This window comes from Actinophytocola sp., assembly GCF_036555685.1.
Taxonomy (GTDB): domain Bacteria; phylum Actinomycetota; class Actinomycetes; order Mycobacteriales; family Pseudonocardiaceae; genus Actinophytocola.
In genome coordinates, this window is record NZ_DATBKY010000196.1 from 16,050 (window position 1) to 39,686 (window position 23,637).

General features: G+C 70.8%; 27 protein-coding genes and 1 pseudogene. 14 read left to right on the top strand and 14 right to left on the bottom strand.

Going from position 1 to position 23,637, the window contains the following annotated elements; translation table 11 throughout:
- Nucleotides 1–4: 4 nt before the first annotated feature.
- The 6 genes from VH969_RS18395 to VH969_RS18420 are packed head-to-tail and all read right to left on the bottom strand — an operon-like array spanning nucleotide 5 to nucleotide 4,243.
- Nucleotides 5–1,105 carry a cytochrome P450 gene (locus tag VH969_RS18395; protein WP_331975770.1) on the bottom strand — a complete coding sequence of 367 codons (1,101 nt, stop codon included), beginning with the start codon at nucleotides 1,103–1,105 and terminating at the stop codon, nucleotides 5–7.
- Nucleotides 1,102–2,151: a glycosyltransferase gene (locus VH969_RS18400; protein ID WP_331975772.1), complete on the bottom strand. Its 1,050-nt coding sequence runs from the start codon at nucleotides 2,149–2,151 to the stop codon at nucleotides 1,102–1,104. Before VH969_RS18400 ends, VH969_RS18395 begins: the two co-directional genes overlap by 4 nt.
- On the bottom strand, nucleotides 2,139–2,741 hold the full coding sequence (locus VH969_RS18405) for a lysophospholipid acyltransferase family protein (protein WP_331975774.1): 603 nt from the start codon (nucleotides 2,739–2,741) through the stop codon (nucleotides 2,139–2,141). Before VH969_RS18405 ends, VH969_RS18400 begins: the two co-directional genes overlap by 13 nt.
- The gene (locus VH969_RS18410) at nucleotides 2,734–3,048 is read right to left on the bottom strand and encodes a lycopene cyclase domain-containing protein (protein WP_331975776.1); all 315 of its coding nucleotides are present in this window, start codon (nucleotides 3,046–3,048) and stop codon (nucleotides 2,734–2,736) included. The genes VH969_RS18405 and VH969_RS18410 overlap by 8 nt, the downstream gene beginning before the upstream one ends.
- The gene (locus tag VH969_RS18415) at nucleotides 3,038–3,340 is read right to left on the bottom strand and encodes a lycopene cyclase domain-containing protein (RefSeq protein ID WP_331975778.1); all 303 of its coding nucleotides are present in this window, start codon (nucleotides 3,338–3,340) and stop codon (nucleotides 3,038–3,040) included. Before VH969_RS18415 ends, VH969_RS18410 begins: the two co-directional genes overlap by 11 nt.
- A 3-nt stretch (nucleotides 3,341–3,343) precedes the next feature.
- Nucleotides 3,344–4,243 carry a phytoene/squalene synthase family protein gene (locus tag VH969_RS18420; RefSeq protein ID WP_331975780.1) on the bottom strand — a complete coding sequence of 300 codons (900 nt, stop codon included), beginning with the start codon at nucleotides 4,241–4,243 and terminating at the stop codon, nucleotides 3,344–3,346.
- A 64-nt stretch (nucleotides 4,244–4,307) separates the two neighbouring features.
- Here VH969_RS18420 and VH969_RS18425 point away from each other — a divergent pair, with 64 nt between their 5' ends.
- The 4 genes and pseudogenes from VH969_RS18425 to VH969_RS34550 form a co-directional block, all read left to right on the top strand.
- Complete coding sequence (locus VH969_RS18425) at nucleotides 4,308–5,369, top strand: polyprenyl synthetase family protein (protein WP_331975782.1); 1,062 nt, start codon at nucleotides 4,308–4,310, stop codon at nucleotides 5,367–5,369.
- An 11-nt stretch (nucleotides 5,370–5,380) separates the two neighbouring features.
- Nucleotides 5,381–6,862, top strand: a complete 1,482-nt coding sequence (gene crtI, locus VH969_RS18430; RefSeq protein ID WP_331975784.1) for a phytoene desaturase family protein — start codon at nucleotides 5,381–5,383, stop codon at nucleotides 6,860–6,862.
- Between the two features lie 23 nt (nucleotides 6,863–6,885).
- The gene (locus VH969_RS18435) at nucleotides 6,886–7,800 is read left to right on the top strand and encodes a MerR family transcriptional regulator (RefSeq protein WP_331975786.1); all 915 of its coding nucleotides are present in this window, start codon (nucleotides 6,886–6,888) and stop codon (nucleotides 7,798–7,800) included.
- Nucleotides 7,801–7,888: 88 nt separating this feature from the next.
- Nucleotides 7,889–8,188: pseudogene (locus tag VH969_RS34550) on the top strand (HEAT repeat domain-containing protein); the annotation flags it as partial.
- A gap of 79 nt (nucleotides 8,189–8,267) precedes the next feature.
- Here VH969_RS34550 and VH969_RS18440 read toward each other — a convergent pair.
- Nucleotides 8,268–8,891: a hypothetical protein gene (locus tag VH969_RS18440; RefSeq protein ID WP_331975788.1), complete on the bottom strand. Its 624-nt coding sequence runs from the start codon at nucleotides 8,889–8,891 to the stop codon at nucleotides 8,268–8,270.
- Between the two features lie 89 nt (nucleotides 8,892–8,980).
- Here VH969_RS18440 and VH969_RS18445 point away from each other — a divergent pair, with 89 nt between their 5' ends.
- The 9 genes from VH969_RS18445 to VH969_RS18485 all read left to right on the top strand — a co-directional run bounded on the left by VH969_RS18445 (nucleotide 8,981) and on the right by VH969_RS18485 (nucleotide 15,736).
- The gene (locus VH969_RS18445; protein ID WP_331975790.1) at nucleotides 8,981–10,921 is read left to right on the top strand and encodes a thiamine pyrophosphate-binding protein; all 1,941 of its coding nucleotides are present in this window, start codon (nucleotides 8,981–8,983) and stop codon (nucleotides 10,919–10,921) included.
- A 23-nt stretch (nucleotides 10,922–10,944) separates the two neighbouring features.
- On the top strand, nucleotides 10,945–11,649 hold the full coding sequence (locus VH969_RS18450) for a flavodoxin family protein (RefSeq protein ID WP_331975823.1): 705 nt from the start codon (nucleotides 10,945–10,947) through the stop codon (nucleotides 11,647–11,649).
- Nucleotides 11,650–11,656: 7 nt separating this feature from the next.
- Nucleotides 11,657–12,868: a cation:proton antiporter gene (locus VH969_RS18455; protein ID WP_331975792.1), complete on the top strand. Its 1,212-nt coding sequence runs from the start codon at nucleotides 11,657–11,659 to the stop codon at nucleotides 12,866–12,868.
- Between the two features lie 33 nt (nucleotides 12,869–12,901).
- Nucleotides 12,902–13,537, top strand: a complete 636-nt coding sequence (locus VH969_RS18460) for an RNA polymerase sigma factor (protein ID WP_331975794.1) — start codon at nucleotides 12,902–12,904, stop codon at nucleotides 13,535–13,537.
- A complete protein-coding gene (locus VH969_RS18465) occupies nucleotides 13,524–13,754 on the top strand; it encodes an anti-sigma factor family protein (protein ID WP_331975796.1) in 231 nt (76 codons plus the stop codon). Before VH969_RS18460 ends, VH969_RS18465 begins: the two co-directional genes overlap by 14 nt.
- 53 nt (nucleotides 13,755–13,807) lie before the next feature.
- Nucleotides 13,808–14,038, top strand: coding sequence for a DUF1801 domain-containing protein (locus VH969_RS18470; RefSeq protein ID WP_331975799.1), 231 nt, complete (start codon nucleotides 13,808–13,810; stop codon nucleotides 14,036–14,038).
- A gap of 187 nt (nucleotides 14,039–14,225) precedes the next feature.
- Nucleotides 14,226–14,705, top strand: a complete 480-nt coding sequence (locus VH969_RS18475) for a hypothetical protein (RefSeq protein WP_331975801.1) — start codon at nucleotides 14,226–14,228, stop codon at nucleotides 14,703–14,705.
- Nucleotides 14,706–14,938: 233 nt separating this feature from the next.
- Nucleotides 14,939–15,508 (top strand): hypothetical protein, encoded by a 570-nt coding sequence (locus VH969_RS18480; protein WP_331975803.1) that lies wholly within the window; start codon nucleotides 14,939–14,941, stop codon nucleotides 15,506–15,508.
- Between the two features lie 6 nt (nucleotides 15,509–15,514).
- Nucleotides 15,515–15,736, top strand: a complete 222-nt coding sequence (locus tag VH969_RS18485; RefSeq protein WP_331975805.1) for a hypothetical protein — start codon at nucleotides 15,515–15,517, stop codon at nucleotides 15,734–15,736.
- A gap of 128 nt (nucleotides 15,737–15,864) precedes the next feature.
- On the opposite strand, the gene VH969_RS18490 is transcribed toward VH969_RS18485, so the two are convergent.
- A complete protein-coding gene (locus VH969_RS18490) occupies nucleotides 15,865–17,268 on the bottom strand; it encodes a condensation domain-containing protein (RefSeq protein WP_331975807.1) in 1,404 nt (467 codons plus the stop codon).
- A gap of 917 nt (nucleotides 17,269–18,185) precedes the next feature.
- Here VH969_RS18490 and VH969_RS18495 point away from each other — a divergent pair.
- Nucleotides 18,186–18,725: a manganese efflux pump MntP gene (locus VH969_RS18495; protein ID WP_331975809.1), complete on the top strand. Its 540-nt coding sequence runs from the start codon at nucleotides 18,186–18,188 to the stop codon at nucleotides 18,723–18,725.
- Here VH969_RS18495 and pqqE read toward each other — a convergent pair.
- From pqqE to VH969_RS18525, 6 genes are all read right to left on the bottom strand, one after another.
- Entirely contained in the window at nucleotides 18,685–19,803 is a 1,119-nt protein-coding gene (gene pqqE, locus VH969_RS18500) for a pyrroloquinoline quinone biosynthesis protein PqqE (protein WP_331975811.1), read from the bottom strand. The genes VH969_RS18495 and pqqE overlap by 41 nt on opposite strands.
- Complete coding sequence (gene pqqD, locus VH969_RS18505; protein ID WP_331975813.1) at nucleotides 19,796–20,104, bottom strand: pyrroloquinoline quinone biosynthesis peptide chaperone PqqD; 309 nt, start codon at nucleotides 20,102–20,104, stop codon at nucleotides 19,796–19,798. Before pqqD ends, pqqE begins: the two co-directional genes overlap by 8 nt.
- Before the next feature lie 5 nt (nucleotides 20,105–20,109).
- Nucleotides 20,110–20,805, bottom strand: coding sequence for a pyrroloquinoline-quinone synthase PqqC (pqqC, locus tag VH969_RS18510; RefSeq protein ID WP_331975815.1), 696 nt, complete (start codon nucleotides 20,803–20,805; stop codon nucleotides 20,110–20,112).
- A gap of 3 nt (nucleotides 20,806–20,808) precedes the next feature.
- Nucleotides 20,809–21,699: a pyrroloquinoline quinone biosynthesis protein PqqB gene (pqqB, locus tag VH969_RS18515; protein ID WP_331975817.1), complete on the bottom strand. Its 891-nt coding sequence runs from the start codon at nucleotides 21,697–21,699 to the stop codon at nucleotides 20,809–20,811.
- A 100-nt stretch (nucleotides 21,700–21,799) separates the two neighbouring features.
- Nucleotides 21,800–21,895, bottom strand: a complete 96-nt coding sequence (pqqA, locus tag VH969_RS18520) for a pyrroloquinoline quinone precursor peptide PqqA (protein ID WP_331975819.1) — start codon at nucleotides 21,893–21,895, stop codon at nucleotides 21,800–21,802.
- A 46-nt stretch (nucleotides 21,896–21,941) separates the two neighbouring features.
- On the bottom strand, nucleotides 21,942–23,637 hold a 1,696-nt coding region (locus tag VH969_RS18525; RefSeq protein WP_331975821.1), incomplete at its 5' end, for a PQQ-dependent dehydrogenase, methanol/ethanol family.

Genomic DNA, 23,637 nt, shown 5'->3' on the forward strand with positions numbered 1-23,637 from the left:
GCTCCTATTGGTGGTGGCCCAGCCACAGCGGGCCGTTGGGGTACAACGTGATTCCGGTGCGCGGGGACGGGTCGCCGCCCAGGCGGATCAGGTCACCGGTACAGAACGCGGACAGCGCGGCGCGCAGCATGAGCCGGGCGAGGTGGGCGCCGAGGCACGTGCGCCGCCCCGCCGCAAACGGGAGGTAGCCCCACGCCGGCTGCGGACGGCCGGGTTGGAACAGCTCCGGCCGCCGCCACAGGTCGGGGTCGCGGTGGGTGAGGTAAGGCGAGTACAGCACTAGCGTGCCCGCGGCGACGGGAACACCGGCGACCGTGGTGTCGCGAGCCGCGACCCGGCTGCCGACCCAGCCAGCCGGGTGCAGCCGGAGCACCTCGTTGAGCACCGCGTCGACCGCGTCGGCGCGCCGCCATTCGGGCGCGCCGGCGAGCTGCCACAGCGCCCAGGCCAGCGTGTGGGCGGTCGTGTCGTATCCGGCGGCGAGCGCGACGCGCAGCTCGTCGACCACCTCGCCGGTCCCGGCAAGTGCGGCCGGCAGGCTGCCCGCCGGAGGATCCGTCACCGCGCTGGCGATCGCGGCCTCGACGCGGCGGAACAGCCTGGGTCGTGGCAGCAGTGGGTAGGGCGCGGGCCGGGTCAGCGGCGCGAGGAACGCGGCGAGCAGTCGGTCGGGCACCCGGCTGGCGAACAGGACGGCGTTGAGCATCCGGCGGATGGTCCGTGCGGACCAAGCAACCGCATCGAACCGCCCGATGGGCACGTCGACCAACCCGTGGAGCTCCACGCCGGCCAGCGCACGGTGGCTGAAATGCGGGTTGAGCATTCGGCGCCGGACGTCATGGCGCGGCACGTCGGCGTGGACAACGCCGCCGGCCAGGTACGGCGTGAGGCCCGAGAGACTGCCGCGGCTGCGGAACGTCTCGAGGTCGCTCAGCACCGCACGGTTCCACTCCGGCCGGTAGCCGACCACCGCGCGGCGCCACAGCCGGACTTCGAACACCGGGCCGTGGCGGGCACCGTCCTCGAGCAGCGCCAGCGGGTTCGTCACCCAGCGGCGGAGATGGCCGAGAACCGGTGAGCCGGTAGGGCGGGGCAGAGTGGTCATGAGTAGGAGCGGCCCTTCCATCTGGTGGTGCGGCGCAGCGCCACGGCGAACACGGGCAGAGCGGCCGGCGCGGTCACCGGAACCAGGGCGGCTTCGAGGTAGCCGCGCCGGCCGGTCTTGACCATGGCCAGCACGCGTTGCGTGAGCCCGAGTACCGCGGCCCACCACCATCCCCGAAGCCAGGGCACGCTGTAGGCGGCGAACTGCCAGGCCGCACCGGCTAGCAACCACCGGCGGCTGCCAGCGTGCAGACTTTTGCCGAAGCCGCGGACCGCTTCGCGGTAGCCGGAGTACATCCGCGTGCTGACGAGGTCGCCACCTAGCGCGAGTCCGAGTTTCAGGCCGTGTGCGCGGGTGCGGCGAGCCAGCGCGAGGTCTTCGACGACGGAGCCGGCGACGGCGGCGTGCCCGCCGATCCGGTCGTACGCCAGGCGGTGGAAGGCGATCAGCTGGCCGTTGGCCGAGGCAGCGGCCGGCACCGGTGCGTCGAGCAGCGGGTGCGGCAGGAACCCGAGCAGCGTCTCGTCGACGAGCGGCACGAGCAGTCGCTCGCCGACCGTTTCAGTCCGCTGGCGGGGAAACACCGAGAACACGTCGGCTCGTTGCCCGCGGATCTGCTGGTGCAGGGCGGACAGCGCACCGGGCGCCAGCGTGACGTCGGCGTCGCAGAACACCAGCAGCTCGCCGGTCGCGGCCACGGCGAGCTGCTGGCACGCCCAGTTCTTGCCGACCCAGCCGGGAGGCGGCGGAGTCCCGGTGATCAGCCGCAGCCGCGGGTCCCGTGCCGCCAACGCGGCCACCACCGCCGGCGTGCCGTCGCGGGAACCGTCGTCGAGGACCAGGACCTCGGCGGCCGGCTGCGCGAGCAGGCACGGGAGGGCAGCGCGCAGGTTATGGGACTCGTCCCGGGCGGGCACCAGGATCGACGTCCGGGTCCCGGGGAGCGGTGGTGCGGGGCGCAGGACCGGGAAGGCCGCGAGGTTCACGATCAGTCCCGCCGTCTTGACCACGTGGAAGCCGAGCACGGCGGCGCTCAGCGCCCCCATCGCTCGTCCCAGCTCGAGCGCCCGCGCAGGACGGTGTGGAACGCGGACAGCGGACGTCGGGGATCGCTGCGGGCGATGAGCCGGTCGAGCGCATCGAGCTCGGCACCAAGCGTTCCCTCGAGAGCGGGACCCTCCACAGTGGTCACCGAGACGTAGGCCTCCGGTGCCTGCTGGCCACGCAGCACGACCCGGACGGCCACCGCGCACAGGGGGACCTCGGCCGACCTGGCGTACCAGGCGGCGCCACCGGCGGGCGAGCCGAGCCGACCGGGCGGCCGCAGCCTGCCCTCGGGGAAGATCACCAGCACGCGGCCGCGGCGCAGCTCGTCGAGGCCGCGGCGCAGTTCGCGGGTGCCGAACGCGCCGAGCAGCCGGGCGACCCCGAACCGGTCGAGGTTGTCCTGGTCCATCAGCACGCACGGCGCGCGGTGCAGCCGGCCGAGGACCACGGCGGCCACGAACGGGTCCCACCAACTGTGGTGGTTCGCGGCCCAGACGAACGGGCCCGCGGGCGGCACTCCGCGCAGCCACACGCCGCGCAGCCCGCGCCGCACCAGGCTCTCGGCGGCTATCCGGTTCGGGCTACGCATCGCCGTCCTCCGGGGCAAGGCGCGCCCACAGCAGCAACGTGAGCGTCACGAGCGCATAGCCGAACCCGAAGTCCTCGACCGGGATGTGCCACAGCCGCAGTCCGGTCGACGCGTGCTCGGCGTAGCCGACGACCGGCCGGTCGCCCGCGGTGAGCCAGCCGTCGACCGGGATCTGGAAGGCCAGCACGATTGCCAGCGCGGCCCAGTACCGGCGCTGCCGCAGCAGCCCGGTCCGCAGCGCTACCAGTTCGAGCGCCACCACGGCGACCGGAGCGACCACCGCGGCGACGGTGTACTCACCGGGCACGGCCGCGGCTCAGGGTCTCGTAGGTCAGCAGCGCGCAGATGGGCACCACCAGGAAGAACATCCATTCCTCGACCGGCAGGCCGAGGATCCGCGGACCCATCGTGAAGCGATCGGCGAACCACCAGTGCCCGCGCGCGGTGGCGACCACGTCCCAGGCGGCGAACGCCGCCGCCACCGGCAGCACCGCGGCGGCCAGCCGCAGTGGGCGCCGGTAGACCCGCGCGCGCGGTTCCAGCGGCAGCGTGAGCACCACACATCCGAGCAGGATCACCAGATACCGCAAGGCGTCCACGACTCACCGTCCACTCAGGACAGGCGTACCCGGCCAGGTGAGCACGCAGCGGGCCACGACGCCGAACCGTTGCCAGGTCGGCACTCGGGCTCGCCCGCCGAACACGTCGCACCCCGCGGCTTCGACCTCGCGGAGGATGCCGCTGTACAGGTGGAACGCGGCCCGGATGCACGCTTGCGAGCCCCGCGCGAGCATCGAGATCCCGGGCGCTGCGAGAGCGTAGTGCGACCACGCGCGCTGCACCTCGAACTCGACGAGCGCCCGCAACGCGGGCGACGCCTCGCCCGCGGCCGCCGCCCGCGCCAGGTCCGCCCTGGTCACCCCGAACCGGTCGAGATCCTCCTTCGGCAGGTAGACCCGTCCGCGGCCGAGGTCCTCGGCGACGTCGCGGATGAAGTTGGTGAGCTGGAAAGCGATGCCGAGCTGGCGGGCCGGCTCGCGCGCCGCCGCGGGATCGCCGGACTGCAGGATCGGCAGCATCATCGTGCCGATGGCCGCCGCCGAGCCCTCCATATAGGACAGCAGGTCGGCATAACGGTCGTAGCCGGTCACCGTGAGGTCCATCGCCATGGACTCCAGGAAGACCTCGAAGTCCCGATGCTCCAGCCCGAACACCGCGACGGTGTGCAGCACGGCCGGGAGCAGCGGATCGTCCACCGCCTCGCCGTGCAGCCCCGCGAGGAACCGGTCCGACCAGTCGCGCAGCAGGCGTTCTCGCTCGGGCACCGCACGGTCGGCCGTGCGATCCACGATCTCGTCGGCGTAGCGGGTGAACCCGTACAGCGCGTGCACGTGCCGGCGCTTCCACGCCGGGAGCAGCCGCGTGGCCAGGTAGTACGTACGGCCGTGTTGCCGGTGCAACCGCCGGCAACGCTCGTAGGCCAGGGAGAGTTCGTCCTGCACGGCCCCACCATAAAACGACGCGCAAAACGACGCAACATATCGCGTCTGGGTTAGGCTATGCCTCGTGACGACGACGGTTGACGGGGTCGTGGCGGTCGACCTCCTTCTCGAAGAGTTCCTCGCCGGCAAGGCGCGTGACATCCACCTGGTGGATCCGGCGCTCGACGCGCTGGCGGCCACCGCGCGAAACGCCGTGCTCGGCGGCGGCAAGCGGCTGCGCCCGGCCTTCGCCTACTGGGGCTGGCGAGGTGTGGTCGGCACCGGCCCGCCGGCCGCGCCGGTGCTACCGGCGTTCGCCGCGCTTGAGCTGCTCCACGCCTTCGCGCTCGTCCACGACGACGTCATGGACGACTCGGCGACGCGGCGCGGCCGGCCGAGCGCGCACGTCGCGCTCGCCGGCTGGCACGCACGGGGCGGCCTCACCGGCGACGCGGCGCGCTTCGGCCGGTCGGCCGCGATCCTCGTCGGCGACCTGCTTCTCGTCTGGGCCGACGAACTGATCGCGTCCGCCGGGCTGCCCGGCGACATCGTGATCGCTGCACGGCGCGTCTATGACCGGATGCGGGTCGACGCGATCTCCGGTCAGTTCCTGGACCTGGTCGGCGAGCTCTCGCGTGAGTGGTCGTTTGAACGCGCCGAGCTCGTGGCCCGGCTCAAGACCGCGTGCTACACCGTGGTAGGTCCGCTGCTGTTCGGCGCGGCGCTGTCCGGGTACGCCGACCAATCGGTGACGCGGGCCTACGCCCGGTACGGGATGGCCGTCGGCGAGGCCTTCCAGCTGCGTGACGACCTGCTCGACGCCTACGGTGACCCGGCTACGACGGGCAAGCCGGTCGGCGCGGACCTGCGCAGCGGCAAGCCGACCCCGCTGCTCGAGCTCGCCAGGTCGATGGCCGACGGTGGGCAGCGCACCGAGCTCGAACGGGAGTTGGGCCGCGGACCGGACGCAGAGCCGGCGCGGCTGGCCCGGCTGGTGCGGTGGACCGGCGCGGCCGAGCGGGTGGAGCGGATGATCGCCGAGCGGGTCACCGACGCGCGCGCCGCGCTCGCCGACGCGCCGATCGAGCCGGAAATCCGGCGTGAGCTCGACATATTGGCCAGCATCGCCACCGACCGGAACGTCTGACGGGAGAGCACATGCGAACGGTGACCGGGCCTACCGACCACGTCGTGGTGGTGGGCGCGGGCGTGGGCGGGCTGACCTGCGCGCTGTACCTCGCCGGCGCGGGACGCCGGGTGACCGTGCTCGAACGCGAGCCGGTGCCCGGTGGCCGGGCCGGCCTGCTCGAGCGAGCCGGCTACCGCTTCGACACGGGCCCGACCGTGCTGACGATGCCGGAGCTGATCGACCGCGCGTTCGCCGCGGTCGGCGAACGGTTGGCCGACCGGGTCGAGCTCGTGCGCCTCGACCCGGCGTACCGAGCCTGGTTCCCGGACGGATCCAGCCTGGACGTCATCGCCGATCCGATCCGGATGGCCGCGGAGATCTCCGAAGCCTGCGGACCGCGCGAGGCCGACGGCTACCTCCGGTTCGTCGAGTACACCCGCCGGATGTGGCGGCTGCAACGGCGCGACTTCATCGACCGCAATCTGGACGGTCCGCGCGACCTGCTGACCGTCAACCTGCTGCGGCTCATCGCGTCGGGTGGGCTTGGCCGCCTGCAACCTCGCGTCGACCGCTACCTCCGCGACCCTCGCACCCGGCGGCTCTTCTCGTTCCAGGCCCTCTACGCCGGGCTCGCACCGCACCGGGCGCTCGCGTTGTACGCGGTCATCGCGTACCTGGACACGGTGGCGGGCGTGTGGTTCCCGCACGGCGGGATCCACGCCGTGCCACGCGCGATGGCCGATGCGGCGAGCGAGCACGGGGTCGACATCCGGTACCGGACCACCGTCGAGCGGGTCGAGGTCCGCCACGGGCGCGCGATCGGCGTGCGCACCACCGACGGCGAGCACGTGCCCGCGGACGTCGTCGTGCTCAACCCGGACCTGCCGGTGGCCTACGGCGACTTGCTGCCGGCGCCGGCACCACGCCGGATCCGGCGGCTGCGATACTCGCCGTCCTGCGTCGTGCTCCACCTCGGGGCCCGCGCCGACCGCCGCCACCTCGCCCACCACAACATCCTGTTCGGCCGCACCTGGCGGCGCAGCTTCGACGAGGTGATCACGCAGCGGCGGTTGATGTCCGACCCGTCCCTGCTGCTGACCAACCCCAGCCGCACCGACCCGACGCTGGCGCCGCCCGGCCGCCACACGTACTACCTGCTCGCCCCGGTGCCCAATGTGGAGCGGCGAGATCTGGACTGGCGCGGCGGCCTGGCGACGCGCTATGCCGACGAGCTCGTCGACGTGCTGGAACGGCGGAGCGGTGCGGGGTTCGGTGCCACCGTGGAGACCCGAGACATCGTCACTCCGGCCGACTGGCTCGATGCCGGCATGGCCGCCGGAACGCCGTTCGCCGCGTCGCACACGCTCACGCAGACCGGACCGATGCGTCCGTCGACCCTCCACACGGGACTATCCAATGTCGTCTTCGTGGGCTCGGGCACACAGCCCGGCGTCGGTATCCCGATGGTGGCGATCTCCGGCCGGCTCGCTGCTGCCAGAATCACCGGGTAAGGCACGGCACGAGGACCAGGTGGATGCGGGACGAACTGCTCAGCGCCGGCGAGGTCGCCCGGAGGCTCGGTATCGCCGTTACCACCCTGCGCACCTGGCACCAGCGCTACGACCTCGGCCCGAGCCACCATGAGGCCGGGCGGCACCGCCGCTACACACCGGAGGACTTCGCGCGCCTCGACACCATGCGACGGCTCACTGCTCAGGGTGTCCCGGCGGCCACCGCCGCACGGATCGCCCTAGACGGCTCTGCCTCGGATGTCCCGGGCCGCTCTGCCGCCGCCGTTGGCCGCGACGGCGGCGGGCACTCCATCCCGGTCGGCCGGGCCGGCACCGCACCCCGCGGCCTGGCCCGCGCCGCGATGCGACTCGATCAGTCCGCGATGCGCGCCGCCCTCGACGAGGCGATCGCCGCACACGGTGTTGTGTTCACATGGGACTCTCTGATCTGCCCCGTGCTGCGCGGTATCGGCGAGCGCCATGCCCGCACCCGGGCGATGGTGGACGTGGAGCACCTGCTGTCGCGGACGGTCTCCGAGGCACTGACGGCGGTCCGCCCGCCCGATGGCAACCCCGCCATCCTGCTTGCCTGCACCGACGAGGAGCAGCACAGCCTGCCCCTCGAGGCACTCGCCGCCGCCCTGTCCGAGAGCGGCAGGCCGAGCCGGCTGCTCGGCGCCCGCGTCCCTCCCAAGGCCCTCCTCACTGCCGTGCGCCGTACCGGCCCGAGCGGCATCGTCCTGTGGTCGCACACCCCGCCCACCGCCGATCCCCGGCAGCTCGAGCCCCTGCTGGACCATCGACCCGTGCCAATCGTGATCGTCGCGGCCGGCCCGGGCTGGCATGCCGCCGACCTTCCGCCCGCGGTCCACACACCACACACGCTCACCGAAGCGCTCGACCTCGTGAGAGGACTCGGTCACCGGCTGGAGGGGTGAGCACGCCGGCCAGCCGACCTCGCTCGGCTGCTCCGCCTACCCGCGCGGCCGGCGCGGCTTCCGGTCCGGGTTCAACCGGAGCCAGAACATGTGCGGGCACGAGCTCGCGATCCACATCCTCGGGCGCTGGGGAGACACCGAGTCCGCGGGACCAATCAGGTTACTGCTGGCAAGCCTCGACGAACGGGAACGCATCAACGCCGTCGACGCGCTCGGCAACATCGGAGGCACGGAAGCGGAGGACGGCGTTCTCCAACTGGCACAGGACGAGTCGTCAGACGTCCGCCGCTTGGCCACCTATGCGCTCGCCAACCTGGGCACGAGCACGTCCCCGACCCGCCTGGACCGCATGGCGAGCTCCGACCCCGCCGGGCGCGTCCGAAGGGCGGCAGCCCGGGCGCGGGCGTGGAGCTTGGTCATGGCCCGGTTGACGTGGGTCTTCGCGCGTGCAGCGACGGCCGGCGCCGTCAGGAGGCGCGCCGGCGTCCGGTGTCGAAGAAGTCCAGGATCGCGTCCGCGGAGCCCAGTTCGCGTACCGTCAGGGCGGCGCCGAACGGCATGTTCCAGAAGGAGTCGACCTCGTGCGGGGTGTGCGGGCCGACGTAGGCGTAGGGCTCGGGCAGCTGGTCGTCGCCCGGGGACAGGCCGTAGTTGACGTCGTCGACGGCGATGCCGACGTCGAAGTGTTCGGGCCACAGGATCGGCTGGGTGGCCGGCGCGAACCGGCGGAGTGCCTCGTCGCCGGCGGTGAACGCGGCGATGATCGTGTGGACGGCGGCGGGGTCGAGGACGATCGTCTCGTCCGGACGGACGCCGGAGCCGTCCGGGTAGAGGTTCTCCGGCTTGCGGGCGACGACCCCGAGCGACGCCGCGACGTCCGCATAGGACAGTCCGGCCACCTCGACCCGCCGCTGTCCCGCGACGACCGCCCCGCCGTCGAAGCGCAGCTCCGGCGCGACCGACATGGCGAAGCCGTCCGCCGCGACCCGCAACGCGATCTCGCCGCTTGCCCGGAACTGCGGCCCGGCGAGCAGCAGCTCGGCGACTCCGTGCAGCGACCGCCTGGTCGTGGACAGTGAAATCTCGGTCATCCTCACGCTCCTCGTGTAACGCCCGCCGCTCCCGCGGGCACTGAACCGCCCGAACACCCTTCAGTGGTTGCGCGTCGAGGAGGCGTTACATGTCCGAGAACGGCTGGCACCGGGTCGATCCCGCCGACATCCCCGCCGAGGGCCGGGTCCGCAGCGCGATCGTCGCCGGCCGCAGCGTGGCGCTGTCCCGGTGCGGGACGGACCTGGGCGCGCTGGAGAACCGCTGCCCGCACCAGGGCGGTCCGCTCGGCGAGGGCTCGATCGAGAAGGGCTGGCTGCGCTGCCCGTGGCACGGCTACGACTACGACCCGGTCTCGGGCCGGCCGCCCGAGGGCTTCTCCGACGGGGTGCCGACCTACCCCGTGCAGGAGCGGGCGGACGGCGTCTACGTCCAGCTGCCCGAGCCGGAGCCGCCGGCCCGCACGGTGGCCGACGTGGTCGTGGAGACGCTCGTCGCGTGGGGCGTGCGGCACGTGTTCGGCATGGTCGGGCACTCGAACCTCGGCTTCGCCGAAGCGCTGCGGCGCGCCGAGGAGCGGGGGGAGCTGACCTACGTCGGAATCCGGCACGAGGGCGCCGCGGCGTTCGCGGCGAGCGCGTACGGCAAGCTCACCGGCCGGCCGGCGGCCTGCCTGGCGATCGCCGGTCCGGGCTCGACGAACCTGCTGACCGGGTTGTACGACGCGAAGCTCGATGGCGCGCCGGTGGTGGCGATCTCCGGCCAGGTGCCGTCGAAGGTCCTCGGCCGCGGCGCGTTCCAGGACCTGCGCCTGTCCGCGGTGTTCGGCGACGTGGCCGTGTCCAGCACGACCGTGCACGGCGGCAGCGACCACGGCGAGCTCGCCGCGCTGGCCGTCAAGCACGCGCTCGACCACCGCGGCGTCGCGCACCTCGTGCTGCCCGACGAGGTCCAGACGCAGCCGAGCGACGCGCCCGCCGCCGTGCCGGACGGCCGGCGCGCCGACCGGCGGGCGCGGCCCGCCGAGAGCGCGGTGACCGCGGCGGCCGCCCTGGTCCGCGACGCGCGCCGCCCGGTGATCATCGCCGGCCACGGTGCCCGCGGCGCGGCGGACGAGCTGCGGGCGCTCGCGGAGAAGCTGGCGGCGCCGGTGCTGACCACCTTCAAGGCCAAGGGCCTCGTGCCCGACACGCATCCGCTCGGCGCCGGCGTGCTCGGCCGCAGCGGCACCCCGGTCGCGAGCTGGCTGATGAACGAGGCGGACCTGCTGATCGTCGTCGGCGCGTCGTTCGCCAACCACACCGGGATCGCGCCGTACAAGCCGATCCTGCAGGTCGACGACGACCACCAAGCGATCGGCCGCTTCGACGCGGTGACCGCGGGCCTGCTGGGTGACGCCCGTCTGTCGCTGGTCGCGTTGACCGCCTCGCTCGGCGAGGGCGGTGACCTCAAGGCGACCGATCAGCGCCCGGACGTCGCCGCTCGCTGGGAGATCTGGCGCGCGGAGAAGGCCCACCGCGCGGCCGACGACCGCGACCGGGGCGTCCCGGCGGCCGCCGTGTTCGCCGCCCTGTCCGAGCACCTGCCGGCGGACGCGGTCGTCGCCGTCGACGTCGGCAACCACGCCTACTCGCTCGGCCGCTACCTCGAGTCGAAGGGCCAGCCGGTCCTGATGTCGGGCTACCTCGGCTCGATCGGCTTCGGCTACCCCGCCGCGCTCGGCGCGTGGGCCGCCGCGCCGGACCGGCCGATCGTCGCGGTCACCGGCGACGGCGGGTTCGGCCAGTACGCGATGGAGCTGACCACGGCCGCGAAGTACGGGGTCCCGGTCAAGCACGTCCTGCTCAACAACAACGCGCTCGGCAAGATCAGCAAGGAGCAGCTCGCGGGCGACTATCCCGTCTGGCAGACCAGCCTGCACAACCCGGACTGGGCGGCCTTCGCCCGGCTCTGCGGAGCGACCGGGATCCACGTCGATGCGAGCGACCAGCTCGACGACGCCATGACCGCCCTCTTCGCCGCCGACGGCCCGGCGCTGCTGTGCGTCGAGCAGGACCCCGAACTCGTCTGAAGGAGACACTCGTGACCGACATCGTGACCGACTACAGCGACCTGACCGCGCTCTACATCAACTGCACGCTCAAGAGGTCGCCGGAACCCAGCCATACCCAGGGGCTCGTCGACCGCAGCGCGGCGATCATGACCAAGAACGGTGTGCAGGTCGAGCACGTGCGCGCCATCGACCACGACATCGCGACGGGCGTGTGGCCTGACATGACCGAGCACGGCTGGGCCACCGACGACTGGCCCGCGATCTACGAGCGCGTGATGGCGGCCGACATCCTCGTCGTCGCCGGGCCAATCTGGCTGGGCGACAACGCATCGACCACCAAGCAGGTCATCGAGCGGCTGTACGCCTGCTCGCACCTGCTCAACGACGCGGGCCAGTACGCGTACTACGGACGGGTCGGCGGCTGCCTCATCACCGGGAACGAGGACGGCGTCAAGCACTGCGCGATGAACGTCCTCTACAGCCTGCAACACCTCGGCTACACCATCCCGCCACAAGCCGACGCCGGCTGGATCGGTGCCGCGGGCCCCGGACCGTCCTACCTGGACGCGGGCTCCGGTGGGCCGGAGAACGACTTCACCAACCGCAACACCACGTTCATGACGTGGAACATGATGCACCTGGCCCGGATGCTGAAGGACGCGGGCGGCATCCCCACGTACGGCAACCAGCGCAGCGAGTGGGACGCCGGCTGCCGGTTCGACTACCCGAACCCCGAGTACCGCTAGGCGAGCCATGCCGGAGGTCGAGTTCGTCAACCTGTTCGCCGTCGCCGCGATCGCGCTGGCCGCGCCACTGCTGATCGCGTTCGCGCCGCCCGCGCTGCGCATTCCCGCGGTGGTGCTGGAGATCGTCGCGGGCATCGTCGTCGGTCCGTCGGTACTCGGCTGGGTCGACGCGGACCTGCCCGTGCAGATCGTGTCACTGCTGGGCCTCGCGTTCCTGCTGTTCCTCGCCGGACTCGAGATCGACGTGCACCGGCTACGCGGGCCGGGCCTGCGCACCGCGCTGCTCGGCTACGCCGCGACCGTCCTCATCGGACTCGCGGTGGGCACCGGGTTCGGCCTCGCCGGCTGGGTGGCGAGCCCGTTGCTGGTCGCGATCACCCTGTCCGCGACCTCGCTAGGCCTGGTCGTTCCGGTCCTCAAGGACTCCGGCCGGCTCGGCGGCGCGCTCGGCCAGACCGTCGTCGCGGCCAGCTCGGTCGCCGACTTCGCGGCCGTGCTGCTGCTGTCCCTGCTGTTCTCCACGGCCGAGGGCAGCACGGCCAGCCGGGTCCTGCTGCTGGTCATGTTCGTGCTCGTGGTGGCGCTGGCGGCGGCCGCGCTGCTGCTGACCGAACGGTCGACGAGGCTCGGCGACGCCGTGGTCCGCCTGCAGGACACCACCGCCGAGATCCGGGTCCGCGGCGCGGTGGTGCTGCTCGTTGCGTTCGTCGCGCTCGCGGAGGCGTTCGGGCTGGAGAGCATCCTCGGCGCGTTCCTGGCCGGCGTCGTCGTCGGCCTGCTCGACCGGAACACCTCGTCGCACCCGCGGTTCCGGGTCAAGCTCGAGGCGATCGGGTACGGGTTCCTGATCCCGGTCTTCTTCGTCACCAGCGGGATCCGGCTCGACCTGACCGGGCTGCTCGACGACCCGGCTGCGCTCGCGCGGGTCCCGCTGTTCCTCGCCGCGCTGCTCGCCGCGCGCGGCCTGCCGGCGCTGCTCTACGCGCGCCAGTTCGACCGCCGGTCCGTGCTGGCGGCCGCGTTGCTGCAGGCGACCTCGCTGCCGTTCATCATCACGGCCACCCAGATCGGCGTGCTGACCGGCCTGATGTCCCCGGTGACGGCGGCCGCCCTGGTCTGCGCGGGGTTGCTGTCCGTACTGGTCTTCCCGGCGTCGGCCGTCGCGTTGCTGCGCGTGCCGGACCGCGAACCCGCCGTACAGAAGGCCGAAGGACCGTAGTGGACGGCGGCTACGCAGCGTATCTTCGCCCGGGTGAGCTTGCCCCCGGACCGCGCCCTCGTCACCGCGTTGCGGGCCGGCGACGACGCCATGTTCGCGCGCGTGCTCGACGCGTGGTCGTCGTCGATGCTGCGGCTCGCCCGGTCGTTCGTGTCCACCCACGCCTCTGCGGAGGAGGTCGTGCAGGACACCTGGCTCGCCGTCCTGAAAGGACTGCACGGGTTCGAGGGCCGGGCGGCGTTTCGTACCTGGGTGTACCGGATCCTCGTGAGCACCGCGAAGAAGCGGGGCGTGCGGGAGCAGCGCAGCGTCCCGTGGAGCAGCGTCGCGGCCGACGGGCCGACGGTCGACCCGTCGTGGTTCCGCGGCCCGGAGGATCCGTACCCGGGCGGCTGGCGGGAGTTCCCCGCGGCGTGGGCGTCGCCGGAGGAGGCCGCGCTGAGCGGGGAGATCCACACCGTGCTCGCGGGGATCCTCGACGAGCTGCCCGCGCGGCAGCGCGCGGTACTGAGCCTGCGGGACGTGTCGGGCCACACCGCGCAGGAGGTGTGCGACCTGCTGGACGTCACGCCGGCGAACCAGCGGGTGCTGCTGCACCGCGCCCGCGCGGCGGTCCGCGAGCGGCTGGCCGGCTATCTGGCGCGGGGGGTGGCCCATGACGTGCAGTGAGTTCGTCGAGCTGGTCACCGCCTACCTGGAGGGCGACCTCGACGCGGACACCGAGGCCCGGTTCGTCGAGCACATGGCCCTCTGCGACGGCTGCGAACGCTACCTCGACCAGTTCCGCGTCACGATCGGCGAGCTCGGCGCGCTGCCGGCGGAGACGCTCTCCCAGCCGGCGCGGACCGAGCTTCTGACCGCGTTCCGGCACTGGCGAGCGGACTGAGGCATGAACCGGAGTCCTGACGTGGACGGCTGGTTCGACGAGGCCGGCCACCCATGGACACCACCCTGCGGCGCGCCCGCGACATCATTCTCGGCGCCGACGAGCGCGTCACGGAGTCCATCAAGTGGAGGACGCCGACGTTCGGCTACCGGAGCAACGTCGCGAGCTTCAACCCGTCGAAGCGGCTCGTGAGCATCCTGTTCCACCGCGGCGCCGAGATTCCGCAACCCTCGACGACCTGCTGTGAGCACTCGAGTTCCTCGTCCATGAGGCCACGATCCTGATCGCCACCGAATCGCCCGACTAATCGCGAATTCCGGAACTTGTTCTCGAGTAATCATGCGCATATTCCCTTGGCGGCACGAGATTCACGTACATAGTCAGATTATGTGTGTAACGTTCGCGCTACGGACGGCGACTAGAGACAGGGCAGGTTGCCCAACGAAGTTCTCAGTTCGAGGGGAGAATATCTTGAAGCGATTCATTATCGTCTTCGGTGCTGCGCTCGTTGCCCTACTCGCCGGCGTCACGCAGGCCAGCGCGACCACGGAGAGCTCGAATGACGCGAGCGTCTCGGTCCCAACCAGAACTGCAGCCGAGCACGTCAAATTCCACGACACCATCGGTGTCCTGACGGTTGACACGACGACAGGTTCCCTCCGCAAGAATGAGGTCACCTACTACACCACCAAACGTACGATCACGGTCAGCGGCTCGAGCATATACGTGCGGAAGACCGACGGCCCCGGCATTCAGGTCATGTGGTACAAGTGCGGCGACCGCAGCACGCACGGCGCGTGGCACCGTCTCGTGAACTCCGACCCGACACCGTACGTTCGCATTGGCACGAATTTCCTCCCGAATACACAATTCTGCCTTGCGGCCTGGGACGACCAGGGTTCGAACGCAACTGACACCTGGACTGGCAACATCAAATACAACGTCGCCTGATACGACGTGGAATTATCGGGTATTCCGGCGCCGAGAGGAAAGCTCCAAGGCGCCGGAATACCCGCGTCGGTTGAAGCACCTCCAGCAGCGTGGTGCCGAGCCACAGGAACCCGACGGACAGGTCGAGTCCGGTGCATCCATGACGGTGCGGACCCGATAGACCGCGTCGAGCTCACGCTCGTGCTGAACCTGCCTCCGGAGGACGTGCCGCGTGGGGCCAACATGACCCGCGCATGGGATCCGCGGTCGACGGGCGGTTTCGCGCCAGCTGCCAGGACCTGATGGAGAAGACGGCGGACACGTGCGAGGCGGTCGCCGCCGAGAAGGGCGCCAGTCCGGGGTTCGAGTGGTCCTCGGTCGCCACCAGTCTGGTCAAGGCCGCGATCGATGCCTTGAAGGATCTCGATCCGGGCAAGGTAAAGGAATGGGCCATCGACCAGATCTTCGACGGCGCCGCCGACGCGCTGAAGCCGGAGCCGGTTCCCGGCGCCGAGGCGATCCCGGTCGTTCAGGGCTATACGTCCGCGCGGGATCGGCTGTTCGCCGCGTACGAAGACAACTGCGAGCAGGTTCGGGACTGGATCCGGGCCCGCCGTGACGAGATGGAGGACGCGACCTCGACCATTCCCCAGCCGCTGCCGGCGTACGCCGACGTCGACAGCCCGGACTTCCGGTACAAGGAGTTCGCCATGGTCGGCGAGCCGGGGCTCGGACCGCAGGTCGCGCGGGAACGGCAGCGGTACGTCGATGAGAAGGCCAAGCCGGACGGCGTGATCGCCCGCCGGCTGACCGGGGAGCGGTGACCGTCGATGCGACGACGGATTTCGCTGGAGCTGCTGGTGGTGTGCGCACTCACCGTGCCGGCCTGCTCGAGTACCGACCAACCCGCCCCGACGCGCACCCGGCCCGCGCCGCCGACCAGCTCGAGCACCGAATCCGTGCGTCCTACGACCGCCCCGCCCGTGGCGGCACCGGTCGACCTGTGCGACCGCCTGACCCGCGCCGCGAAACTGGCGCTCGCCGCCCAGTGATGGTGGCAGGTCGGATCGTCTCAGTGGACCGCCCGCCGAAATCTGCCGCACAAACTCCCATCACGACGCACACGACCCGAGGCTCAGCCGTGTAGTTGGCGTGCACGACGCCCCTCGGGAACTCGCGGTCAGCCCGCCGCGATCGGGCAGATGATGCCGGTCGGCGTCTGTGGAGCGGTCGCTGCCTGCACGGCGACCTCCTCGATCGCCCGCGCCAGGGTTTCCATGTCAGTGCGGGAGAAGTACCGCTGGTCCGCGGACAGCACCAGGTCGATGGCACCCGGCGGGTCCTCGACGCACAGATGGAGCTTGATCTTCGGGAAGTGTGCGTGCTGCTTCCAGGACAGCTCGGTGTCCGCGAGCGCGCCGCGGATCTCCGCTGCCGCCGGCGCCACCAGCCCGGCCCGCGCCCGGGGCCGGCGCCTGCGGTCGTTGTAGTGACAGGACAGGTCGAACCTCTCACCACGCTCACCCTCGACCCGGTCCACCACCTCGTCCTGTTCGTACGCGTCGTAGTAGGCGTTGCGGTAGGCGTTGAGCGCCTCGGCCGACGCGCGGGCGACCGTCTCGCCCACGGAGATGTCGGCGACGTCCAGCACGACGGGCACGAGCTTGCTCAGCGCGCTGACCGAGTCGGCGTACTCCGGCCGGAACCTGTTGCTCACCACCATCATCGTGAGCAGCGGGTTGACGCCGACGACCCGGCCGATGCCGACCAGGAACGACGCCAGCAGGGTGGGAGACTCGTGGAGGCGCTCTCGCGTAGCGATCGCCTGGACGGCCAGGTGCATCGCGCGTGAGCGGTAGCGCAGCATCGCGAAGCGACACTTACCCCCGTGACGAGGTCCGCCGAACAGGCGGGTGGGCGCGCCGCGCAGCACGCGCTCCAGGTACCGCAGCGATTGCGCGTTCTGCCGCCGCCCGGCCGGTGACGCCTCGAACGCCGCCTGGGCGAGCGGCGTCAGCGCGGTGACCGGCCCCGCGGGCGCACCGGTCGCCGAGTCGCGTGCGCTGATATCAGTGAGCAGGGCGGCCAACCCGAACCCGTCGATCGCGGTGTGCAGGAAGACAGTGACCACGTGCGTGACGGTGTAACTGCCGCTGCCGACCACGATCGCGGCCATCCGCACCGGCCACTCGCTCTCGTACTCGAACGGAACGGTCTTCCAGTGTGCCGAGATCGCCTCCGCCACCTCGGCCGCGTCGCCGGCCTCGGCGGCCACGACGAGGAGCGGGATCGTCCCCGTTTCGGACACCCGCTGCCGCGGCAGCCCGGACTCCCGCAACACCAGGCGGGTCCGCAGCGACTGATGCCTGCCCATCATGAAGCGCAGCGTGTCGGCGACGGCATTGACGGTCGCGCCAAGCTCGGCCTCGGCGAGGAAGGTGACCGTCGACGTCCCGGACTTCACGATCGACTGCCACAGATCGCGCTGCCCGAAGGTGAGCTCGCCTTCCCCGGCGCCGTCCCCCTCGAAAGGGACGAGCACCCGGTCCACGACCTCGCCGCGGGGCACCTCAGAAGCTTCCATCGTTCGCCACCTCACGTGTCAGCCGCGCGCGGCGACTCGGCCCGACCAGGTCGCGTCCGAGCAGATTCGCCGACGTGACGGCAGCACGGCGGCCGCCACCGCACGGATCGAACAGGTGCCACACGATTCCACGACCCACGGACGACCTTAGATCGACAACGCCGGCGACCGACAACGAGCGGCTCTTCGCCGAGGAGTCCACTGGATATGACGTTCTCAGGCGATGCGCGCCCGCGTGATCAACGGTCCGATGCGATACTCCGCCTACACCGTGATGGTCTTCCTGTTCACAACGGCGGCGTCCGCCTGGTGGAGGTGGACCTCGACTCCTCACCGGCGCGACCACCACAGACCGGATGTCAACCAACCGAGCCATTCGACCTGTGACGGTTCCGCGAGAGGAAGCGTCAGGTGCAAGGTTTGGTCGGAGAGCTTCAGGGCGATGTCCAGTCGGTGTCGAGAATCGACTGAATGTTCGCGTCGTCGGCTGCGGAGACGAATGACATGGAATTGTGAACAACTGTCAATGATGTGTCCGCTGTACGTCCAGGGTCGCATGTTGAGGAGAGAACGACAATCGTGGAATTACCGCATCCATTGTCCGGGCCGGTCGACTCGTCCGCGGTCGACTCCCAGGCTGCGGGTGGATTTTGTGGATGCGGGAGTGTTGCGGGGGCGGACCATCGTGGGGCGGCGAGCCGCGCGCGGTGGCAGGCGGGCCACCGAAAAATGCGCTCGCCAGGCGTGCCGGCGAGCCCGTCGGCAAACGTCGGGCTAACGGTGCCGAGAAATGCCGGAAATCGGCTGTTCGGGTTTATCTCGCGGGCCATCTGAGATATCATCTCTACCATGTCGATTGTCGGACGAGGCAGAGTTGTTCTTGTCGGCGTCGGTCGTCTTCGGGCAGGGACGTCGCCATGATCTGGGAAATACTGTCCCTCGGCTTCGTGCTCAGTCTCGACAATTTCCGGGTCTCGATCGCGCTCGGCACTGTCCCATTCAGTGTGAAGCGCGCGGTGCAGGTCGCGCTGACATTCGGGCTGTGGGACGCGATCATGCCGCTGATCGGGCTGTTGATCGGTAACCAGATCGGGGAATCCGTCGGTGACGTCGCTGAATTGGTGGGCGCCTTCGCGCTCGGCGGGTACGGTCTGTATCTCGTCATCTTGGCGCTTCGGAACCCCGATCCGGACGAGCTGGACCACCCGTGGGCGCTGTTCGGCATCCCGTTGACGCTGAGCCTGGACAACCTGTTCGCCGGGGCGAGCCTGGGACTGCTCGGGCTCTCGCCGTGGTTCTCGGCCGCCGTCTTCGGCCTCATGACGGCCGTGTTGTCGCTGGGCGGGCTCCTGGTCGGGCGGTTCGCGGCACGCCTCATCCGTATCCGCTCGGACCTGCTCGCCGGGGTCACCCTGATCATCGCCGCTGTGGCGCTGCCGTTGGTGTTTGGCGGTTAGCCCGGTGCGGGCGGGGGACCAACGGAAGACCGTCGGCCCGCGAGTCGGCGTTGGCGGCCTCAACCGCACGGGCTACCAGGTCGTGGTCGGGTGACAGGTGGCAGACCGGGTCGGTGCGCGCGGCGTCGCCGGTAAGCTGGAACGCCTGGCAACGGCACCCGCCGAAATCCAGCTCCCGCCGGTCGCAGCTCCGGCAGGGTTCCGGCAGCCAATCCGTTCCCCGGAACGCGGTCATCACCGGGGACTCGGCCCAGATCCGCTCCAGCGGATCCTCCCGCACGCTGGCCCGCGGCAAGGGCAGGGCATGGGCGGCCGGGCAGGGCAGGACGACGCCGTTCGGCGTCACAGTCAGCTGCCGGGAGGCCCAGCCGCCCATGCAAGGCTTCGGATAGCGGCTGTAGTAGTCCGGAATGACATAGATGACGTCCATGCGGTCCCGCAACCGCTCGCGGGCGGCCCGCACGACGATCTCGGCCGCCTCGAGCTGGGCCCGGCTCGGCAGCAGCGCATGACGGTTTCGCCAGGCCCAGCCGTAGTACTGGGTGTTGGCCAGCTCCACCCGGTCGGCACCTACCTCCTCGGCGAGCCCAAGCACGTTGGCTACGCCGTCGATGTTGTACCGGTGCAGCACCACGTTCACCGTCAGCGGCCAGCCCAGCTCCTTGACCACGCCCATCGCCTCGATCTTCCGCTGCCAGGACGGGGTTCCGGCGATCCGGTCGGACACAGTCGGCTCGTCGGCCTGGATGCTGATCTGCACGTGGTCCAGGCCGGCGGCCCGCAGTTGCTCGGCCCTCGGACGCGAGAGCCCGATGGCGCTGGTCACGAGGTTGGTGTAGAGGCCAAGGTCGTGGGCGCCTGCCACGATCTCCACCAGGTCACGCCGCAGCAGTGGTTCTCCGCCGGACAGGTGGCATTGCAGAACACCCAAGTCGCTGGCCTCGACCAATACCCGTCGCCACTCATTGGTGGACAGCTCGTCGGAGTAGTCGGCCATGTTCAGCGGATTCGAGCAGTACGCGCAGGCCAGCGGGCAGCGGTAGGTGAGTTCGGCGAGCAAACCGAAGGGGCTATCCATCGGCGAGCTCCACGCAGCGCCGGGCGACGAGCCGGGTCAAGAACCACCGCACCTCGTCGTCGGGGACGGCTTGATAGCGCGCGCGCAGCTCGGCCACGATCTCGGCCACGCTGCGCCGCCCGTCGCAGAGCTCGAGGATGTCCGCGCCACTGTCGTTCAGCACCACTACCGTCTCGGGGAGTTGCAGGGTATGCCGCTGCCGGGTCCGGCAGAAGGTCAGCCGAACATGGCGTGCCAGCCGGGGCTGGTCCGAAGTGGACACCTCGACGCCGCGCCGGGACGAAGCTGTGGTCGGGTCCATGGCAATCACTCCGGGTAGGCCTCGTCGATTGCGTCCATCAGGCTCCACAGGACGTCGCATTTGAACGACAGCGCCTCGACCGCGCGCGCCTGGGACTCGGCCGACAGGCAGTACGCGGTGACCACCTCGAGGGCGTGTTCGCAGTCTCGGGGGGCCTGCTCGAGACGGGCGCGAAAATACGCGAGGCCCTCCGGGTCGATCCACGGATACCACCGCTCGAACGCGGCCAGCCGCTCCGCCATCAGGTCGGGAGCGAACAGCTCGGTGAGCGAGGAGGCCACCGCCTCCACCCACGGGCGCGTACGGGCGAAGTTCACGTAGGCGTCGACCGCGAACCGCACCCCGGGAACCAGTTGCCGGTGATCCCTGACCTCTTCGCCGGTCAGTCCGGTGGCCTCGCCGAGGCGCAGCCACGCCTCGATGCCGCCCTCGCCGGCAGCGGTGCCGTCATGGTCGACGATCCGCCGGATCCAGCGGCGGCGGACCTCGAGGTCGGGGCAGTTGGAGAGGATCGCCGCGTCCTTACGGGGAATGTTCTCCTGGTAGTAGAAGCGGTTGGCCACCCAGCCCTGGATCTGCCGGCGGCTCAGCCGGCCCGCGTTCATCCGGACGTGGAACGGGTGCTGGTCGTGGTAGCGCCGCGAGTGGGCCCGCAACGCCTCGACGAAGCCGTCGGCGCTGATGGTCGTAGTCGTCGTCACGGCCTACACCTCGACCTCGAGGCCGTCCATGGCCACCTCCATGCCGCTGTCCTCCACGGCGCGCCGTTCGGGCGCGTCCTCGAGCAGGATCGGGTTGGTGTTGTTCATGTGCACGAAGATCGTCCGCCCCACAGCCAGCGAGGGGAGCTGCGCCAGGCTGCCGTTCGGCCCGTCGATGGGCAGGTGGCCCATCTCCCGGGACGTCTTGCCGGCCAGGCCGAGCCGCACCACCTCGTCATCGCGCCAGCAGGTCCCGTCGACCAGCAGGCATTGGCAGCCCTGAATCTCCGCGCGCAGCGCAGGTGTGAGCGCTTGCATCCCCGGCAGGTACACGAGCGTCCCCCCGCTGCGCTCGTCGGTCAGCCGGTAGCCCACGACGCGTCCGTGGTCCACGCTGGGCCCGAACCGGGTCCGCTTGGTGGTGGGCACGTCGAACGCCCGGCAGGACAGGCCGTCGGCCAGGGATATGTCCGCGCCGGGGACAACCGCCCGCCACTCGACCGGGCAGTAACGCTCGAGTGTCCGCAACAGCCCCGAGCCGTCACACAGTGTCTTGTGCACCGCCGGCGTGGCGTACAACAACAAGCCAGCGCGAGCTTCACGCAACAGCAGCAGGCCGATCGAGTGGTCCAACTCGGCGTCGGTGAGCAACACCGCCTCGAGCGGCGTCGTGCGGCCGTCGCGCGGGTGCAGGCCGGGGAACGCCTCGATCTGGGTGCGAACGTCGGGTGAGGCGTTGATCAGGAACCAACGCAGGTAGTCGATGCTGACCGCGACCGACGACTGGGTGCGCGCGAGCCCGGCCCCGGAGCGGACAGCGGCGCACGTCGGGCATCCGCAATTCCACTGCGGGGAGCCACCTCCCGCCGCCGATCCCAGCACCCGCAGCCACACCGTGGCACTCCGTCCGTCGCCGGCCCGGCCGTCCGCGTTCGTACCGGGCCCTCGGAGGGCGCCGGACCCTGGGGCCCGGCGCCGCCTCACATCCCGTTGGTCAGTCCTCCAGCTGAGCGATGTACATGGTCACTTCGGGCGCGACTCCGATCTCGTCGAACTCGGGCGTCTCCCACACGGCGAGCTGGGACTCCATGGATCCACCTCCTCTCCGCCGACTCCGGCAGGCTCCCCGCACGGCTCTACGCCGTTTCCGGGAGGGCGAACACGATCAGCGCGCTTCCATGGCCTGCGCCGAGCATGCCGGGGAGGAACCCCTCGGCCCAACCGCCCCAGCCGACCGGCACCGCGACGTACTGCCTGCCGTCGACCATGTAGGTCGTCGGGCTGCTGTGGTGACCGCTTCCGCACTGGAACTGCCACAACAGCTCCCCCGTCCGGGCGTCGAGCGCGTTGAACTCCCCGGAGGCTTCACCGGCGAACACCACGTCACCGCCGGTGGCCAGCACCGAGGCACACATCGGAAGCTCGTTGCGCCAACGCCACTTCTCGTCGCCACTGGCGTCGAACGCGCTGACGCTCCCCGTCATGTCCTCGAGGTCCACCTGAACGCCGGCGCCCCAGTACGGGATGCTCTCCTTGAACTCCCGGCGCCGCCGGGTGGCCGTGGCCCCGACATCCTGGACCGGGACGTAGAAGAGCCCGGTCTTCGGGCTGTATGCCGCGTGCGTCCACTCCTTGGCGCCGGCCGGCCCTGGCCAGAAGTGGACCGGTTCACCCTCCTTGTCCGGGTACCTTCTGGGCGTCACCTTGCCGTCCCGCGTGATCGCCCCCCAGTCGATCCGGTCCACGAAGGGGGTGATCTGGACCAACGCGCCGTCCGTGCGATCCACAACGAAGAAGTAGCCGTTCTTGTCGAAGTGCCCGAGCAGCTTGCGCCCATCCGACTCGAACAGGATGCACTCCCCGATGCTGTCGTAGTCCCACACGTCGTGCGGGGTGCACTGGTAGTGCCAGCGGATCTGGCCGGCGTCCACGTCAACGGCGATGATGCTGTCGGTGTAGAGGTTGTCGCCCTCGCGGACGGCTCCGTCGAAGTCCGGCGCCGGATTACCGGTACCGACGTACAGCAGGTTCGTCTCCGGATCGAACGTGCCGGTGACCCAGCAGTTCGCACCACCACGCGCCCAGGCGTCGCCGTCGGCGGGCCAGGTCTCGGAGCCGGGCTCCCCCGGCTTCGGCACCGTGTAGCAACGCCACTGGTGCTCGCCGGTCTCGAGGTCGAACGCGTCCAGGTGGCCGCGTACCCCGAACTCCCCGCCGGAGCTCCCGACGATGACCTTGTTCTTCACGACCAGCGGCGCGACCGTGGCGCTCTCCCCCGCCCGCACGTCCCCATAGGTCTTGTCCCAGACCCGCTTGCCGGTGGTGGCGTCGAGCGCGAGCACATGCGCGTTCGCCGTGACGAAGAAAACCTTCCCCGCTGCCACGGCGACCCCGCGGTTCACGTTCCCGCAGCACAGCGACACGTCGAAGGGGACCGCGTGCTTGTACCGCCAGATCTCCACGCCCGTCTTCGCGTCGAGGGCCCAGACCCAGCCGTCCCAGCCGGAGACGAACATCACCCCGTCGACGACGAGCGGGGCGGCCTCGAACGAGTAGGTCGACGCGCCCGCGATCAGGCCGGTGGTGCCGGCCTGGAAGACCCAGGCGGGGAGCAGGCGCTTGACGTTCTCCGTGTTGATCTGGTCCAGCGGGCTGTACCGCTGCCCGTTGTACGCGCCGTAGTAGGTGAGCCAGTTCTGCGGCTCGTCACGGGCACTGAGAATGCGCTCGTAGGTGACGCCGGCCGTCACCGGCGGCGCAACCTCTCCGCCCGCGACCTTGCCGCTCAGCCGTCCCTGGTCGATAGCCTCGCCCGCGTCGACGTAGTCAGCG

Bases quoted from the DNA above. Each gene is read 5' to 3' on its own strand.
- VH969_RS18405 (WP_331975774.1), bottom strand. From the start codon at position 2,741: ATGCGTAGCCCGAACCGGATAGCCGCCGAGAGCCTGGTGCGGCGCGGG.
- pqqE (WP_331975811.1), bottom strand. From the start codon at position 19,803: ATGGATAGCCCCTTCGGTTTGCTCGCCGAACTCACCTACCGCTGCCCG.
- VH969_RS18435 (WP_331975786.1), top strand. From the start codon at position 6,886: ATGCGGGACGAACTGCTCAGCGCCGGCGAGGTCGCCCGGAGGCTCGGT.
- VH969_RS18440 (WP_331975788.1), bottom strand. From the start codon at position 8,891: ATGACCGAGATTTCACTGTCCACGACCAGGCGGTCGCTGCACGGAGTC.
- pqqD (WP_331975813.1), bottom strand. From the start codon at position 20,104: ATGGACCCGACCACAGCTTCGTCCCGGCGCGGCGTCGAGGTGTCCACT.
- VH969_RS18495 (WP_331975809.1), top strand. From the start codon at position 18,186: ATGATCTGGGAAATACTGTCCCTCGGCTTCGTGCTCAGTCTCGACAAT.
- VH969_RS18465 (WP_331975796.1), top strand. From the start codon at position 13,524: ATGACGTGCAGTGAGTTCGTCGAGCTGGTCACCGCCTACCTGGAGGGC.
- VH969_RS18395 (WP_331975770.1), bottom strand. From the start codon at position 1,105: ATGACCACTCTGCCCCGCCCTACCGGCTCACCGGTTCTCGGCCATCTC.
- VH969_RS18485 (WP_331975805.1), top strand. From the start codon at position 15,515: ATGCGACGACGGATTTCGCTGGAGCTGCTGGTGGTGTGCGCACTCACC.
- crtI (WP_331975784.1), top strand. From the start codon at position 5,381: ATGCGAACGGTGACCGGGCCTACCGACCACGTCGTGGTGGTGGGCGCG.
- VH969_RS18455 (WP_331975792.1), top strand. From the start codon at position 11,657: ATGCCGGAGGTCGAGTTCGTCAACCTGTTCGCCGTCGCCGCGATCGCG.
- pqqA (WP_331975819.1), bottom strand. From the start codon at position 21,895: ATGGAGTCCCAGCTCGCCGTGTGGGAGACGCCCGAGTTCGACGAGATC.
- VH969_RS18445 (WP_331975790.1), top strand. From the start codon at position 8,981: ATGTCCGAGAACGGCTGGCACCGGGTCGATCCCGCCGACATCCCCGCC.
- VH969_RS18490 (WP_331975807.1), bottom strand. From the start codon at position 17,268: ATGGAAGCTTCTGAGGTGCCCCGCGGCGAGGTCGTGGACCGGGTGCTC.
- VH969_RS18480 (WP_331975803.1), top strand. From the start codon at position 14,939: ATGGGATCCGCGGTCGACGGGCGGTTTCGCGCCAGCTGCCAGGACCTG.
- VH969_RS18470 (WP_331975799.1), top strand. From the start codon at position 13,808: ATGGACACCACCCTGCGGCGCGCCCGCGACATCATTCTCGGCGCCGAC.
- VH969_RS18400 (WP_331975772.1), bottom strand. From the start codon at position 2,151: ATGGGGGCGCTGAGCGCCGCCGTGCTCGGCTTCCACGTGGTCAAGACG.